The 14,374-nt window shown below is 66.1% G+C and carries 16 protein-coding genes and 2 pseudogenes; 15 read left to right on the top strand and 3 right to left on the bottom strand.

Annotation, left to right across the window (positions count from 1 at the left end; all coding sequences use genetic code 11):
• Together MOQ72_RS36580 and MOQ72_RS36575 are read left to right on the top strand one after the other, a co-directional pair.
• Positions 1 to 241 (top strand): hypothetical protein (locus MOQ72_RS36580; protein ID WP_242190418.1); only part of this gene is annotated, 241 nt, incomplete at its 5' end.
• Between the two features lie 246 nt (positions 242 to 487).
• Positions 488 to 1,702, top strand: a complete 1,215-nt coding sequence (locus MOQ72_RS36575) for an acyl-CoA dehydrogenase family protein (protein ID WP_242190416.1) — start codon at positions 488 to 490, stop codon at positions 1,700 to 1,702.
• Positions 1,703 to 1,769: 67 nt separating this feature from the next.
• On the opposite strand, the gene MOQ72_RS36570 is transcribed toward MOQ72_RS36575, so the two are convergent.
• Positions 1,770 to 2,924, bottom strand: a complete 1,155-nt coding sequence (locus tag MOQ72_RS36570; RefSeq protein WP_242190414.1) for an AraC-like ligand-binding domain-containing protein — start codon at positions 2,922 to 2,924, stop codon at positions 1,770 to 1,772.
• A gap of 8 nt (positions 2,925 to 2,932) precedes the next feature.
• Between MOQ72_RS36570 and MOQ72_RS36565 the strand changes: the two genes are divergently transcribed.
• The 3 genes from MOQ72_RS36565 (at position 2,933) to MOQ72_RS36555 (ending at position 4,793) form a co-directional block, all read left to right on the top strand.
• Positions 2,933 to 3,184 (top strand): hypothetical protein, encoded by a 252-nt coding sequence (locus tag MOQ72_RS36565; RefSeq protein ID WP_242190413.1) that lies wholly within the window; start codon positions 2,933 to 2,935, stop codon positions 3,182 to 3,184.
• A gap of 440 nt (positions 3,185 to 3,624) precedes the next feature.
• Positions 3,625 to 3,807, top strand: coding sequence for a hypothetical protein (locus MOQ72_RS36560; protein ID WP_242190412.1), 183 nt, complete (start codon positions 3,625 to 3,627; stop codon positions 3,805 to 3,807).
• Positions 3,808 to 3,941: 134 nt separating this feature from the next.
• A complete protein-coding gene (locus MOQ72_RS36555) occupies positions 3,942 to 4,793 on the top strand; it encodes an alpha/beta fold hydrolase (protein ID WP_242190411.1) in 852 nt (283 codons plus the stop codon).
• Positions 4,794 to 4,928: 135 nt separating this feature from the next.
• Here the strand turns inward: MOQ72_RS36555 and MOQ72_RS36550 are convergent, their stop codons facing one another.
• Positions 4,929 to 5,477, bottom strand: coding sequence for a GNAT family N-acetyltransferase (locus MOQ72_RS36550; protein WP_242190410.1), 549 nt, complete (start codon positions 5,475 to 5,477; stop codon positions 4,929 to 4,931).
• A gap of 904 nt (positions 5,478 to 6,381) precedes the next feature.
• Between MOQ72_RS36550 and MOQ72_RS36540 the strand changes: the two genes are divergently transcribed.
• The 10 genes and pseudogenes from MOQ72_RS36540 to MOQ72_RS36500 all read left to right on the top strand — a co-directional run bounded on the left by MOQ72_RS36540 (position 6,382) and on the right by MOQ72_RS36500 (position 13,627).
• A complete protein-coding gene (locus MOQ72_RS36540; protein ID WP_242190409.1) occupies positions 6,382 to 6,966 on the top strand; it encodes a TetR/AcrR family transcriptional regulator in 585 nt (194 codons plus the stop codon).
• A 166-nt stretch (positions 6,967 to 7,132) separates the two neighbouring features.
• Positions 7,133 to 7,339 (top strand): annotated as a pseudogene (locus MOQ72_RS45845) (MFS transporter); the annotation flags it as partial.
• Positions 7,326 to 8,432 carry an MFS transporter gene (locus tag MOQ72_RS36535; RefSeq protein WP_372495623.1) on the top strand — a complete coding sequence of 369 codons (1,107 nt, stop codon included), beginning with the start codon at positions 7,326 to 7,328 and terminating at the stop codon, positions 8,430 to 8,432. The pseudogene MOQ72_RS45845 and the gene MOQ72_RS36535, both read left to right, overlap by 14 nt.
• A complete protein-coding gene (locus MOQ72_RS36530; protein WP_242190408.1) occupies positions 8,432 to 8,869 on the top strand; it encodes a nuclear transport factor 2 family protein in 438 nt (145 codons plus the stop codon). Before MOQ72_RS36535 ends, MOQ72_RS36530 begins: the two co-directional genes overlap by 1 nt.
• A gap of 17 nt (positions 8,870 to 8,886) precedes the next feature.
• Entirely contained in the window at positions 8,887 to 10,119 is a 1,233-nt protein-coding gene (locus MOQ72_RS36525) for an epoxide hydrolase family protein (protein ID WP_242190407.1), read from the top strand.
• A gap of 302 nt (positions 10,120 to 10,421) precedes the next feature.
• A complete protein-coding gene (locus MOQ72_RS36520; protein ID WP_242190406.1) occupies positions 10,422 to 10,565 on the top strand; it encodes a hypothetical protein in 144 nt (47 codons plus the stop codon).
• A 309-nt stretch (positions 10,566 to 10,874) separates the two neighbouring features.
• Positions 10,875 to 10,970: pseudogene (locus tag MOQ72_RS45425) on the top strand (IS481 family transposase); the annotation flags it as partial.
• Between the two features lie 311 nt (positions 10,971 to 11,281).
• Positions 11,282 to 11,863: a phage integrase central domain-containing protein gene (locus tag MOQ72_RS36510; protein WP_242190404.1), complete on the top strand. Its 582-nt coding sequence runs from the start codon at positions 11,282 to 11,284 to the stop codon at positions 11,861 to 11,863.
• Positions 11,864 to 12,363: 500 nt separating this feature from the next.
• Positions 12,364 to 12,597 (top strand): helix-turn-helix domain-containing protein, encoded by a 234-nt coding sequence (locus tag MOQ72_RS36505; protein ID WP_242190403.1) that lies wholly within the window; start codon positions 12,364 to 12,366, stop codon positions 12,595 to 12,597.
• 295 nt (positions 12,598 to 12,892) lie between these two features.
• Complete coding sequence (locus MOQ72_RS36500) at positions 12,893 to 13,627, top strand: IclR family transcriptional regulator (protein WP_242190402.1); 735 nt, start codon at positions 12,893 to 12,895, stop codon at positions 13,625 to 13,627.
• Here the strand turns inward: MOQ72_RS36500 and MOQ72_RS36495 are convergent.
• The gene (locus MOQ72_RS36495) at positions 13,624 to 14,373 is read right to left on the bottom strand and encodes a short-chain dehydrogenase/reductase (RefSeq protein WP_242190400.1); all 750 of its coding nucleotides are present in this window, start codon (positions 14,371 to 14,373) and stop codon (positions 13,624 to 13,626) included. The two genes, MOQ72_RS36500 and MOQ72_RS36495, sit on opposite strands and share 4 nt — an antisense overlap.
• Position 14,374: the final 1 nt, after the last annotated feature.

The raw sequence follows: 14,374 nt of genomic DNA, 5'->3' as shown, positions 1-14,374 counted from the left end.
GCGGATTGTGTTGACGTGCGCAGAAGGCGGGTCGAACACGGCGGTGGCCGCCAAGCTTGGTGTGTCGAGAGACATGGAGGCGAAGCGGATGGTCGAGCGGCTGTGCCGGGAGGGTGTCATGGTGGGCCGGGTCGGGCGGCACGACGAGGTTCTGAACATCCCTCCGTGGTCGACCTGCGCCTCGATCTTCTCGGTGGGCTCCGCGGTGAGCGGATCCGGCGTAGTGCGACATACGCCCTGATGTGCCGGGATCCGCACTGCCCTGACGAGCTTGTGGGGTCCATGCTCGAGGCATTTGCGTGGGCGGTTGTTGAGGCGGTTTTGAGTGGCACTCGTCGTCAATCAGGCGGCACTTCCTGTGTGGTGGCGCTGGTGCGGATGCTTGCAGCCTTGTGGAGCACGAGTGCAGGTGTCGGAGGACGGGCTGATCCGTTGGGCCTGCGCTCGTGGTGAATGTGCCGAAACGTGTGGAGGGAATCGAGGAGAGATGGCAGTCGTACTCGACCGGCCGAGCACAGGTGAGACGGGGCGCAAGCAGCGAGCGGACCTGGTCGCGCGTGCTGCAGATCTTGGTCCGACGTTGCGGCGCAACGCCGAGCGCACCGAGGACGGGCGGCGCCTGGCTGAGGAGAACGTCGCGGCGATCGAAGCCGCTGGATTGTTCCGGCTTACCCAGCCGAAGCGGTTCGGCGGGTTCCAGGCCGACTTCCGGACCAAGATCGAGGTGATCCGGGAGCTGGCCCACGGCTGCGGGTCGACGGGGTGGACGACGAGCCTGCTCACGGGCGGGACCTGGTTCATCGGGATGTGGAACGAGCAAGTGCAGAAGGACGTGTGGGGCGAGGACTCCGAGGCCCGGGTTGCCGGGGTGCTGGCCCCGACCGGTACGGCAACGGCCGGCCCTGATGGCTTGACAGTCTCCGGGCGGTGGTCGTACTGCACGGGCTGCCTGCATGCCCACTGGCTGTACCTCGGTGTCCCGGTCGTGGACGTCGACGGGAATTCTGTCGACCACGGGCTGGTGCTCGTGCCCGCGGCCGAGGTGACGATCGAGGACACCTGGTTCGTCGCGGGGATGCGGGGGAGTGGCTCCAACACTGTGGTTGCGGACCAGGTCGTCGTCCCGCCGCACCGGTTCATCTCGCTGCGGAGGCTGCAGACGGGCGGGAACGACAGCCCCTACTCCGGCGAAGAGCTCTACCGCGTCCCGTTCGTGGTCGCCGCGATGACCGATCTGGTGGGTCCGCAGCTCGGACTCGCACGGGCGGCGCTTGAATTCGTCCTGGAACAGGCTTCCCGGCGCGGGATCGCCTACACCGAATACACCACTCAGGTCGACTCGCCGGCCGTTCAACTCGCGGTGGCGAAGGCGGCGACGCTGATCGACACCGCGGAACTGCTCACGTTCCGGGCGGTTGCCGAGATCGACGAGGCCGGGCGGCTCGGCGTCTTCCCGGACCGTCGCACTCGTGCGCGCTGCCGGATGGACGTCGCCCAGGCGATTGTGAACGCACGCGAGGCGATCCGGGAGCTGGTCTCCGTGCACGGTTCGGCCGGGTTCGCCGAATCCAGCCCGCTGCAGCGCATCTGGCGTGACAGCGAGGTCGCCAGCAGACATGCCGTGGCCAACCCGGCGATCGGTGCGCAGGTCTACGGCCGCGCACTGCTCGGGCTGGGCGAAGGGGTCACGCCCCTCGTGTGACCGGGTTCGGCTCCCGGCCGCTCACCCTGACGCCGCTTCTCCGCCGAGCGAAAGACCCACATGCGTGTTACTGGCGCCTGTCGGCCATCGGCCGGGGACTGAGACCGGCCCTGTATGCGGTGAGAGTCATGCCAAGCACGGTGCGGAACGCCCGATAGAGCTGGGTCTCGCTGGCGAAACCCGAGGCCGCGGCGACATCGGCCACGGGCAGCGCCGGCCGCGCCCGCACCAGCTGGCAGGCGTGGTCCACCCGGATCCGGCGCAGTTCGTCGGCGAGTGAGAGCGGTGCGTCGGCGAACAGCCGGAACAGTGAACGGCGCGACATGTGGCAGGCATGTGCGACGGAGTCGGCATCGAGTCGCGGATCCACGAAGTTGGCGCGCAGGTACTCCAGCACCCGCGCCCGCGCCAGCTCGTGGGCGTCCGGCTCGGATGGTCCGTCGCCGCCGGCCATCGCGAGCGCCGCGCCGATCAGTCCCAAGGCGTGTTGGCCAAGGACGGCTGCATTGTCCGGGTCCCGCAGCGAGGCCGAGGCCAGGGACGACATGAACCCGGTGATCACCGATATCGGGCCGGTCGGGTCCAGTCGCACGGCCGTCGCCCGCTGCGTGGCTCGGTCGCTCAGACCGCTGCGTGCCTGGAGCACGGTCCTGGGCATCTGGACAACCAGTTGCTCGAACGGATCGGCGAAGGTGAAGCCGAACGGGCGCGTACTGTCACAGAAGACCATCGACCCCGGAACGAGTTCGATCTCCCGGCCATCCTGCTCCACCCTGCTCCGCCCAGTCACCTGGACGGTCGCCATCAGGTAGGCGTCGTCTGCGCGGTCGATGAGCTCGTTGGTGCGCCTGATCTGGTGGGCGTCGGCCCGCACCGTTGACAGCTGCAGGTCGGGTCCACCGGAGTGATCGATACTGGCGCGGAACGCATCCCTGCGCGGCGGTGTGGCGGCGAGCGGGACGAATGTGCTGCTGATCATCTCCCGCCACACGGCGAACGCGTCCTGCGGCCTGATCCCCTGGGTCGACCATCTTGCCGAAGCCTGTTCGGGTGGCGTGACGACAGCGGCTGATGTGGCGCTGTCCTCGCTCAAGACCATGAACTCACGATACTCCGAGGGTGGCCGCAGTTCGGCGAACGTCACCGGTGGCCGCAACGGCAGATTGGCCATGCCTGGCGTCACCCGCACCGGCGGCGTGCGGGCGACGATGGTGGGCGGCAAGTGCGGTCGTGTCCGTTACCGAGTACGCAGAGCCGGGCCGCCGGTCAGGAATCCGCCTCACCGACGGGCGCGAGCTCGTCCACCTCGACCATGGCCGGATGATCAACCTCACCGCCGCCAACGGCAATCCGGTCCAAGCCATGGACCTGGGACTCACCCTCCAAGCACGTAGCCTCGCTTGCGTCGTCACCCACAACCTCGCAGCTGAAGGCCAACCAGTCCCGGGCCTGTCGAACAGCGCATCGCACCTGACCTCGTAACCCTGCTGAGCACGCACTGAGGATCATTTGCAAATTCGGCCAGGACAGTGAACCCATGTTGATGTGGGGAATTGCCCTGCGCTACCGCTGGATCGCGGACGGCCGCGGTCCAGCGGTTGCATGTGACCAACTCCGGACTGAGCGTCGCAGCGGGGACCGCTTCATTCAACCGGGCAAAGAGAACGGCATTCCGGCGCGCGAAGTGCGTTCCGACACCGTGCGGGCGCTTCGTCTCGGCAGGATCGGTCGAGCATCCTGCCCTTGGGGCTCTCACAGGGTCGAAAGCGCGCGCACCGCGACGGCATGCTGGGCAACGTGCTGAGGATCACCCGCCGCGCGCGGCGCCCGGGCCCGTTGAACCAACGTCAACACTCCATCAACGCGTGCTCGGTTCGATGAGTGGGTGCCCCTGACCGGCCCCGAGCACGACAGGATTCCGCGTGAATCGAGCGCGCGTCAGCCAGGCCCTGCCGGACCTGGTCGTCGACAAGCTCGTGGACATCGCGGAGGTGATGGACCGCGTGTACTTCGCCCCGTCACGTCGTCTTCGGTGCGGCGTAGTTCGCCGTCGTCGTCCGCCGCTGCGGGATCTGAACTCGGCCGTCAATGGCCGATGCTGGTAGCCGTTGCCCTTTCGGTCGTTGCCGGAGTGACCTGTCTGCCTGCCGCCTTGGGTGACGCCACTGGGGTCAGCTCTCCCTTCGGGACCGGGCAGGGGCACTTGCGCATTGCCGCAAGCAGAGAGGCGGGAGAAGACATGACTGGGCAGTTCAACGGCGACATCGCGACCAATGATGGAGTACGCATTCGTTACACCATGGCCGGCAGCGGGGCCGTACTGGTGATGATTCCCGGCTTTTCGCAGAGCGCTGCGGAGTTCGGTAAGCAGATCGATGAGCTCAGTCATGATTACCGGGTAATCGCGATGGACTTGCGCGGGCATGGCAACTCGGACAAGCCGAGCCACGGGTACCGCGTTTCCCGTCTCGCCGCCGATCTACGAGATCTGCTCGAGGCACTGGACCTGAGCGAGGTGACTCTGGTGGGCCACTCGCTTGGCTGCACCGTCATCTGGTCCTACTGGGATCTCTTCGGTAGTGAGCGGATCAGTCGGCTCGTGTTGGTGGACCAGGCAGCGATCGCGGCGGCCGAGTTGGCACCCCCGGGTCGCGCGGAGGAACTCGGCGCCATTTTTACCCACGAAATGGCCACCGGCATCGTGGCCGGTCTGCGAGGCCCGAACCCGGCCACCGCATGGAAACCCACTCTCGACATGATGCACGGCCCGTCGTTGAGCGGCGAGGACCTGGCGTGGATAAGTGACCAGAACGCGCTCTTGCCCCCTGAACACGCCGCGACGCTGTACCTCGACCACTACGGCAACGACTGGCGCGACGTATTGCCGAGGATCACGGTCCCGACGCTGGTCATCGGAGGTGAGGCCAGCTTCTTCGCCACTAGCGTTGCGGAATGGGTCGCGTCGCAGATCCCGGACGCACGATTGCGGATCTTTTCCGAGGCCGAGCACGGCAGCCACCTGGTTTTCTGGGAAAACCCTGAGTTGTTCAACTCCGTCATTCGACAGTTCCTGACAGACGCATACAGATAGGACGATTAAACGCTTTCGCAATCGACGCAAACAGTGAGGTGATCTCAGCAAGGTCAGGCCGGTCTGCACGGTTTCCGCTGGTGGCGATGTGTTCGTTCCGCCACAGTACGGGACGATCGCGCTAAAATACGATAACTAGTAACGGCCTGGAGATGGCCGGTCAATCAAGTAGACGTAGTGGTCGCGGTTGTCGATCGGGTTGTCCGGCTCCAGCTGGCCCTCGGCGACTCGGCGCAGACCCGCCTTCTCCAACGCTCGCCAGGAAGCCCGATTGGCTGCGGACACGGGCACCACGACCGAGGGGGCGTTGGGGAAGTCCTCCCAGGTGGCCTCGACGATCGATCGGATCATGCGGGTGCCCAGTCCCTTACCGATCCGCTGCGGATCGCCGATCAGGTAGTCGATACTCACCGCCTCCCTGTGCACGTTGAGGATCGGGGCGAGCTCGTCCAGGTATTCGGGATAGTCGCCGTACCTGCTGCGCTGTACCAGGCCGACCGGCTGGCCATCGAAAAAGACGAGCAGGTCCTCCGAGGGTTCCTCGCCCCTGGCGGCGGCGCCGAAATCCCGTGCCACCGCCTCGGCTGAGGTCTCGTGGTTCCACCACCGGGCCACGTGCGGCTGCTGCAGCCACTGCCTCAGCAGCGGAAAGTCCTCCTCGGTGAGTTTACGCCAGCTGATCATCCGGAAACCTCCCCGGCACGACTGAAAGCCCGACCATCCAGGGGAACTTCCCTGGCCTACTGCCTGATCAACGCCCGATAACTCTACTCAGTGCACGTGTGGCCAATGAGGTGATCTCAGTGAGGTGATCTCACCAAGATCGGGTTGGGGAGCACGAAGCTGCTGGTCTGGGTGGTGGCATGGGATCCGGTGTGAAGACGGGCGTGGAGTCCTTGGTAGAAGAACGCTTGCCATAGTGATCTTCGACCGAAGGACCCCACGTGATCGCCTATCGTGCCATGTTGGACGTGCCGCGTGCACTGGCCCAGTACCTCAGCTGGCTGCTGAACGCCGAGCGTCGTGCGCGCGGTTGCGTTGACCTGTTTTCGGCAGGCGGTGTTCGGGCTGCGGTGGTTTCGGGAGGATCGGGACGTGCCCGCGCTGGCGCGGGACTGCGGCATCTCCCGGGCGACCGGTTACCGCTATCTGGACGAGATCATCGAGGTGCTCGCCCGCCCAGGCTCCGGACCTGCACGATGCGCTGCAGCGCGCCAAAGACGACGGCACAACACAAGGCGTCTCATGGATTTCCTCTTCGTCTCTTTCGGAATGCCCTTTTTCGGTGACTCGCGATACGTAACCTGTGGGAATGGTTACGCATTTGTGCAAGTAATTAGTCACCCGTCAAACTGGTGATAGGGAGCACGCTTTCCTGCGGCAACCTTGCGCTGGACGACCGAAGTCCCAGGTGACACATCGGTCGGCAGATTCGCGGGGCAGCAGGCCGACCATCAGCGTTGACTCTTCCGGCTCGGCCCGCACGTCGACGCTCACCGTTGTCCCTCCTCGTGATGGTGCTTCTAGCGCACCACCGGAACGTCTACAAATCGCCGACAACCAAACGACGATGGGGGATGATGGGGACATGAACCGAGGTCTGACAGCGAAAGGGGCCGCGACCCGGCGCCGGATCGTGGAGACGACCGCGCTGCTCATCCGGGAGCACGGCGCAGCGGAGACCACACTGGAGGACATTCGGGCCGCGACCGGCACGAGCAAGAGCCAGCTGTTCCACTACTTCCCGGAGGGACGGACCGCGGTGCTCGTGGCCGTCGCGGAGTACGAAGCCGCGCAGGTGCTCGAGGTGCAGCGGCCGTACCTCGACGATCTGTCCACCTGGAACTCCTGGCAGATCTGGCGCAAGAACCTCCTGGCGCACTACGCCGAGTTCGGCAAACTGTGCCCCCTCGGCAGCCTCACGTCCGAACTGGGCAAGACCTCGCCCGAGACGACCGCCGTCGTGACGGAGATGTACGACACATGGGAGGCGGCACTGCTGCGGGGTGTTCCCGCGTCCACGGGCTCGGCACTCTCCGCCCGCAAACGCGCCCGCAGCATCCTTGCCGCAGTTCAGGGCGGTGTCATGATGCTCCGCGGAACCGGCCGCCTGGATTACCTCGAGGCCGCGCTCGACGCCGCACTTGAACCGCTGAGGTCCACGACCACCTAACTCTGGACTTGCCGGTCTAATTTTGGCGACACAAGATTGGACCGTGCTATCCATTCTTGCGGTTCCCTCGAGAACCGGCGAGGTCGAGCTTTCCCGTAGGCGAGGCACCGGGCTCGCCCTGGCGACCCTGGCCATCGCGTCGGTGTCCTATGCACTCGTCCAGTCCATGGTTAGCCCGGCGTTCGATGCCCTGCGCGCTTACCTGCACACAGACCAGGTGGGCGTCGGCTGGCTGTTGACCTCGTTCCTGCTGTCGAGTGCGGTGTTCACGCCGATCTTCGGCAAGCTCGGCGACCACATGGGCAAGCAGCGCGTGCTAGTCGCGGTCATGGGCCTGCTCGCCATCGGCAGCGTCCTGTGTGCTCTCGCACCGAACCTGGCCCTGCTCATCGTCGGCCGCCTGCTGCAGGGCGTGGGGGGCGCGACGTTGCCCCTGGCTCGGCATCATCCGGGACACGCTTCCGGCTCGGCGCGTCGGTTCCGCGGTCGGCGCGGTCGCCGCGATCAGCTCCGTGGGCGGCGCCATCGGGATCCTGGTGACCGGGCCGATCATCACCACGCTGGGTGTGCCGTGGCTGTTCTGGCTGCCCGCCATCGCCAACGGTGTCGTCGGGTTCGGCGTGCTCACCGTCGTCCCCCGCTCGGTCCCGCACGCGGAGGCCCGGGTGAACTGGCAGGCCGGAGTCGCCCTGGCCGCGACTCTCGCGCTCCTGCTGCTTCCGCTGAGCCTCGGCGGGGACTGGGGCTGGGGGTCGCCGGTGACGATCGTCCTGTTCGCGGCCGCGGTGGCGATGGGAGTCCTGTGGGTGTTCATCGAGACCCACTCGGACTCGCCGCTGATCGACATGGCGGTGTTCCGGCTTCGTCCGGTGTGGACGGCGAATCTCACTTCGCTGCTGTTCGGGGTGACCTTGTACTCGGCCTTCGGTTTCATCCCGGCCTTCCTGCAAGTGCCGCCTGGAACCGGTTACGGGTTGGGCGAATCCGTCACGACTGCGGGGCTGCTGTTCCTGCCGATGACGGTCTCCCAGTTCGCCGGTGGCCTGGCGGCCGGGCCGTTGGCCGCCCGGATGCCACCGAAGGTGCTGCTCGTACTGGGCGCGCTGCCCGTCGTCGCCGGGTTCGTCGTCCTCGCCTTCGCCCACAGCGAGGTCTGGCAGGTCGTACTCGCGACCGCCGTCACGGGCGCCGGTTTCGGGATCAGCCTCTCCGCACTGTCTGCGGTGGTCGTGCACGCGGTTCCCCACCGGCACACCGGGGTCAGCACTGGGATGAACGCCAACATCCGCACGATCGGTGGCGCGCTGGGCGCCGCGGTGATCGCGACCGTACTGTCCGCACACTCCTCAGGCGGCTTCCCGAGCGAAACCGGTTACACGACCGCGTTCGCGATCCTGGCCGTCGTCGGCCTGCTCGGCCTCGCCTCCTGCCTCCTCATCCCGGAACACACCAGGAAGGAACGGTGATGACAACCCATTCCGACATCGACCAGATCCGCGAGCTGAAGGCCCGTTACTGCCGATTCGCCGACGCCAAGCAGTGGGACGAGGTCGCCGACCTGTTCACCGAGGACGCGATGATGCGCTTCTACGACGTGGACGGCGGCCTCCTCAACCAGGTCACCGCCGCACAGTTCGCAGCCGAAATCGGCGAGCGCGTCGGCGCCGGGCAACCGATCCACCACCTTTTCTCGCACGAGATCGAGTTCACCACCGCCACGACGGCGAAGGGCGTGTGGGCCATGGAGGACCTGATCTTCCACGACCGGAAGGCCCACCCCGATGCACCGTTCGACTCCATGCACGGTCTCGGCCACTACCACGACACCTACCGCAAGACCCCGGACGGCTGGCGCATCAGTGGCAGCGAGCTGACCCGGCTGCGTCTCCAGTTCGTCAGGTGACGCAAGGAAGGAAGAACATGTCAGGCAAACCGTTTCCACTCCAACCCAATCCGATCCATGTGCCCGACGAGGTCCTCGACGATCTGCGGGCGCGGCTGAAGGCGACCCGGTTCCCAGTCGACGCGGGCAACGACGACTGGCACTACGGCGTCGGCAGGAGGTATCTGGCGGAGCTCGTCGACTACTGGCTCGAAAGCTACGACTGGCGCAAGGCCGAGACCAAGATCAACGAGTACGAGCAGTACGACGTCGTGATCGACGGCGTGCCGATCCACTTCATGCGCAAGCCGGGCGTGGGCCCGAATCCGACGCCGCTCATCTGCAGCGGCGGGTGGCCGTGGACCGACCAGATGTGGACCAAGGTGATGGGCCCGCTCGCCGACCCGGGCGCCTACGGCGGCGATCCGGCTGAGGCGTTCGACGTGATCGTGGCGACGCTGCCCGGCTGGGGATTCTCCTCCCCGTTGCCAGACCACCCGGACATGAACTTCTGGAAGATCGCCGACCTGTGGCACAAGCTGATGACCGAGGTGCTCGGCTACGAGAAGTACGCCGCGGCCGGCTCGGACATGGGCTCGCTCGTCACCGCCCAGCTGGGTCACAAGTACGCCGACGAGCTGTACGCGATCCATGTTGGCTCGCCGATCCCGCTGAACATGTTCAACGGTGACCGGGCCTGGGACCTCACGGGCGGCGCGCAGATCCCCGACGGAACGCCGGAGAACATCCGGCAGGAGATCAAGTCGTTCCACAAGCGGTTCGCGGCCCACGTCGCAGTGCACACGCTCGACTCCAGCACGCTCGCCTACGGCCTGAGCGACTCGCCCGCCGGTATGCTCGCCTGGATTCTCGAGCGCTGGGCGAACTGGAGCGACAACGACGGCAACGTCGAAAACGTCTTCAGCAAGGACGAGATCCTCACCAACGCGATGATCTACTGGGTGACCAACTCGATCGGCACGTCGATGCGTGCCTACGCGAACGCCGTCCGGTACCCGTGGACGCCGTCGCACGACCTGCAGCCGCCGGTGCAGGCCATTACGGGGATCACGCTGGTCGGGTACGAGAATCCACCCGGCGTGACCACCGAGAACCGGGTCGCGGACTTCCTCAAGAGCCCGCGGGAGCCGTGGTACAACCACGTCAATGTCACCGCGCACCCCCGCGGCGGGCACTTCATCCCCTGGGAGGTACCCGACGAATGGGTCGACGACCTGCGCCGCACCTTCCGCGGCGGATCCACGACCTGACTCGATGACCGTGGCGGCCGACGGGACCCGGCCGCAACGGCTTCACGACGCTGTCTCAACGTGGCGAAGCGACCAGGCTCAACCGCATCGCCCGATCGTCCTGACCCGCAAGCTGGCACCCGCACTGCGCTCGGCCAAGGGCGCCCTGGTCAACGTGGGCTCGGTGCTGAGCTGGCTGGCCATCGGCACGGCACACAGCGTCTCCAAGGCCGGGTTCTGGATGGCCACCAACGCCCGGCTCGAGCTCGCACCCGAGGGTGTCCAGGTGCTCGGTGCCTACCTCGGCCCGACAGACACCCACGATGCAGGTCGGCAACGACACCAGCGGCATGAACAAGCCCGCCGACGTCGTCAACGCCATCCACACCCGTCCAGTGCGATCGTCGTTCGCAGGCGGTCACACCAGGCTCGGATCAGATCTTGGTCCGTGGACGAACGCGCGGTGAGTCCGATGTGGACACGCGCGAAGCAGCCCCGGTTCCAGACAACCGCTGGCAGGTGGGCTGCGAAGTGCGGACAGCGGAAGGCCGGGATCGGGCATCGGCGGGCAACCGCTGATGCCCGATCCCGGCCCCGTTGGCAATGGCCCCGCATGGTCTCGGATCGGTAGCCGCCGACACCTGGTGCTGGTCCCTGGTGTACTGCTTCGGAAGGTTGCGAACGCGCATGACACGTAGTTGATGATCTTGGATTGAGGGAGGACCTCCGGGTTTGGTGTGGATCACCACAATCTGCACCACGCCACGGAGGTCCTCGTGTCACACCGTAATGCCCCGCTGAGTCCGACTGGCAGATTGCGCCTGGCCCGTTGTGTCGTGGACGACGGCTGGCCGTTGCGGCGAGCTGCCGAGCACACGTTGTGGCGGCGTAGGCGAGAATACGTGCATTGCCGAGGCCAGCGTGTATCCATGGTTTATGGCGCGCGACGAGCCGCTACGAACCACCGCGAGCCACGCGTCGTGGCGGACGAAGCCGCACACCACGATGAGATACACTCCAGCATCGAGGGATCTGACAACGTCCAAGTGTCGGTTCGAACCCGACCGGGGGCACTGGCCATCTTCCTAGGTCAGAGCCGTGTGGATTCTTTTCGGGTCTAGCGTGGCGGTGGAGGTATCCATCGTTTACTCATCGCTTTGGTCCCTCGGTACGGGAGTTGGAGATGGCTCGACCACCCCTCCAGATCAGTAGCCACGGCAAGATCAACACGACGCGGCTGGATGACGTCACCTGGCGGGCGCGCACGCGGTTCCGGGCCTTCGACGGCAAGACGCGGCTGGTCGAACGCTCCGGCCCGACGGAGGAGAAGGCCGTCGAGCGGTTGGAGTCCGCGATCGAGCAGTTGCAGAAAGCTAGGGCGCGGCTGACGGTCGACTTTAAGTTCCGTGACGTGGCGGAGGTATGGCTGGGCAAGATCGCGAGGCACAGGGCGGATACGACCTACGACACCTATGAGCAGACCCTGAAGAGCGTCGTGCTCGACCGCATCGGCGACCTGCGTCTCCGGGAGATCAGCGTTCCGGTCCTCGAAGAATTCGTCGAGAAGCTTGAAGCGGAAGGGTATTCGGCGAGCTACCGGCGATCGGTCCGTACGACTGTCAGGGGCACTCTCCAGGTCGCCGTTCGCCATGGGCTGTTGGATAGCAATCCGGTTCGGGAGGTCAGCCCGATCGAGGGCCGTCTGCGGAAGGTTCGCGCACTCACCCCTGACGAGAGGCGTCGGCTGTTCGCGGGCCCCGAATAATCTGCGGCGCGGCTGGCGGGTGATTCGTGAAAAGATTGGCTTCGGGTGGGTCACGCCGCACGTGTTCCGGAGGATGGCTGCCACTATTCCCGACGACGAGAAGCTGACCGCACGGCAAATCGCCGACGTCCTCGGTCGTTCCCGGCCGTCGACAACCCTGGACCACTATCTAGGGGCGTGGATCGGTCAATCCGGTTGCCGCGGCCATCCTCGACTCCGCCTTCCGGCTAGAAGCAGCCGTCGATCCCCTATGACCCGGCTGAGTTATCCGCAACCTTGCGTGAATTCGGGATGTGAGAGCCTGTCCCTGAACTGATCTTGGTCGTGGGGTGGGTACGGAGACAGGAAGGGGCTCCTGGTAGAGCCGTTGGTGTCTAATCGTCAGCTGGTCCCAGGAGTCCCGGGCGTCATCGTGCCCCAGTTCGTCGATGCTTCGCGTGGGGTAGGCAGTGGTCACCTCGCACCGGTCTTCCCGCAGGTCACGAGGATATCCGTCGGATATGACCAGTGCCCAGTGGGCGATCATCGAGCCGTTGTACCCGTGGGAGGTGGTCTGCGCGTTTAACGAGCAGGGATTCGCGGCACTGGACCCAAAATGGAAAGGCGGTCGGCGACCTAGGTTCGGTCCGGTCGCCCGCACGATCATCTGCCAGGTGGCCAAAACCCCGCCGCAGCGGCTGGAGTTGCCGTTCACGACGCGGAGCCTGTCGAAGCTGGTCCCACGATCTGGCTGAGGCGTAAAGGATCGTCATCAGCACCGAGACGGTCCGCGCCATCCTGCGTGCGGCCGGTATCCGCTAGCAGGCCACGAAAAGAAGCCGACCTTGCGGGGTGAGGAAGTGCCCGCCGTGTGACGTGTCGAGACGAACCTGATCTCCGGATTCGCCGCTCACGGTACTTGCCCGGGCCCGGTGGTGTGGTTAGTGCGCATATCGGACTGGGTCGTGCACCCACGCTGCAACTTCGAGCGCACCCGATATCTGGCACAATTGTCCTGCCTGTGCCGAATATCGAAAACGGAGATCGCCGATGTCGACTGCTCTCACGGCGTTGCGGGTGCTCGACGAGGTGGCCAGGGCGCAGCCCGTCGGGGTCACGGCGCTCGCCGAGCGGATGGACCTGCCCAAGAGTTCGGCGCAGCGGGCCCTCAAAGCGCTCGAAGCGGCTGGCTGGATCAGGCAGGCCGGGGTGGCCAAGAGGGGGTGGGTGTTGACCACCAAGGCGATCGACATCGCGCAGCGGGTGGCGGCGGACGTCGGCGTGCGGGAGGCCGCCCGAAACATTCTGACGGAGCTCCGCGACGCCACCGGTGAGTCCGTGCACCTAGCCATCCGGGAGGGCCACGAGGTCGTCATCATCGACGTCGTCGAGACAGTGAACCCCACGCGGATCTACATCCCGCTCGGGACACGGTCGCCGTTGCACGCCACGGCGACCGGGAAGGTGTTGCTGGCGCACATGGAGCCCGAGCAGCGGGAGGAGATCATCGAGGTGGGTCTCGAAAAGCTCACCGACGCGACGGTGACGGATCCCGGTCAGCTCCGCGCCGAGCTCGACAAGATCCGCGAAGGCAACTGCGCCATGGTGAAGGGCGAGCTCCGCGACGACATCGCCTCCTTCGCCGCGCCGGTGTTCTCCCACAGCGGGCTGATCCTGTGCGCCATCAGCGTGTTCGTCCCACGGTACCGGTTCCCCGAGGACGGCGGCGCGCACTTCCGCCGTGAGCTCACGAAGGCCGCCCGCGAGATCTCCGCGCGGCTCTAGGCACCGCCGTCGATGGTCAGCACCGTGCCGCTGGTGTAGGACGACCGCGGGGAAACCAGGAAGGCCGCGGAATCAGCGATCTCGGAGGGAGAGCACGCCCGCCCGAACGGCAGCGCACTGTCCAGTTCGCGCCACCGATCCGCGTCACCCAGCGTTTCGGCGGCGCGAGCGCGCTGCAAACGCTCATGGCGATCCGTCGCCGTCGGGCCGGGGTTGATGCCGACCACGCGCACGCCGTCCTGCCACGCCGCCTTCGCCAGCGTCTTCGTGAATGCCACCAAGGCGGAATTTCCGACGGCTCCCGCGATGTACCCCGGCGGCAGGTCCTCGCTCGCCACCCCGATGATGTTCAGCACCACCCCGTGCGAAGACGCAGCGAGCTTCGAATAGAGGCTCTGCGTCAGGAACACGTACCCGTACAGCTTGAGGTCCCACGACTCGCGCCACGCGTCCTCGCCGACGTCCTGCAGCGAACCCGGCGGGATCGCCCCGGCGTTGTTCACCAAGATGTCCAGCGAGCCGACCGTCCGCTCCACCTCCCGACGACCCTCCAGAGTGGACAGATCCGCAACGACCGTCGAAACCTCGACGCCATGACGAGCAGCCAACTCGGCACCATCGACCGGAGACCGCGAAACCAGCACCAGGTTCGCTCCCTCCGCCGCTAGCGCCTCCGCGATCGCCGCGCCGATGCCCTTGCTCGCACCGGTCACCGCGGCACGCAGTCCGCGAAGCTGAAGATCCATC

It is taken from the genome of Saccharopolyspora soli, from assembly GCF_022678645.1.
GTDB lineage: Bacteria > Actinomycetota > Actinomycetes > Mycobacteriales > Pseudonocardiaceae > Saccharopolyspora > Saccharopolyspora soli.
The sequence above is the reverse complement of the archived record's forward strand: the minus strand, read 5'-3'. Positions and strand labels throughout refer to the sequence as shown.

Bases quoted from the DNA above. Each gene is read 5' to 3' on its own strand.
- MOQ72_RS36575 (WP_242190416.1), top strand. From the start codon at position 488: ATGGCAGTCGTACTCGACCGGCCGAGCACAGGTGAGACGGGGCGCAAG.
- MOQ72_RS36555 (WP_242190411.1), top strand. From the start codon at position 3,942: ATGACTGGGCAGTTCAACGGCGACATCGCGACCAATGATGGAGTACGC.
- MOQ72_RS36550 (WP_242190410.1), bottom strand. From the start codon at position 5,477: ATGATCAGCTGGCGTAAACTCACCGAGGAGGACTTTCCGCTGCTGAGG.
- MOQ72_RS36540 (WP_242190409.1), top strand. From the start codon at position 6,382: ATGAACCGAGGTCTGACAGCGAAAGGGGCCGCGACCCGGCGCCGGATC.
- MOQ72_RS36530 (WP_242190408.1), top strand. From the start codon at position 8,432: ATGACAACCCATTCCGACATCGACCAGATCCGCGAGCTGAAGGCCCGT.
- MOQ72_RS36525 (WP_242190407.1), top strand. From the start codon at position 8,887: ATGTCAGGCAAACCGTTTCCACTCCAACCCAATCCGATCCATGTGCCC.
- MOQ72_RS36520 (WP_242190406.1), top strand. From the start codon at position 10,422: ATGCAGGTCGGCAACGACACCAGCGGCATGAACAAGCCCGCCGACGTC.
- MOQ72_RS36510 (WP_242190404.1), top strand. From the start codon at position 11,282: ATGGCTCGACCACCCCTCCAGATCAGTAGCCACGGCAAGATCAACACG.
- MOQ72_RS36505 (WP_242190403.1), top strand. From the start codon at position 12,364: ATGACCAGTGCCCAGTGGGCGATCATCGAGCCGTTGTACCCGTGGGAG.
- MOQ72_RS36500 (WP_242190402.1), top strand. From the start codon at position 12,893: ATGTCGACTGCTCTCACGGCGTTGCGGGTGCTCGACGAGGTGGCCAGG.
- MOQ72_RS36495 (WP_242190400.1), bottom strand. From the start codon at position 14,373: ATGGATCTTCAGCTTCGCGGACTGCGTGCCGCGGTGACCGGTGCGAGC.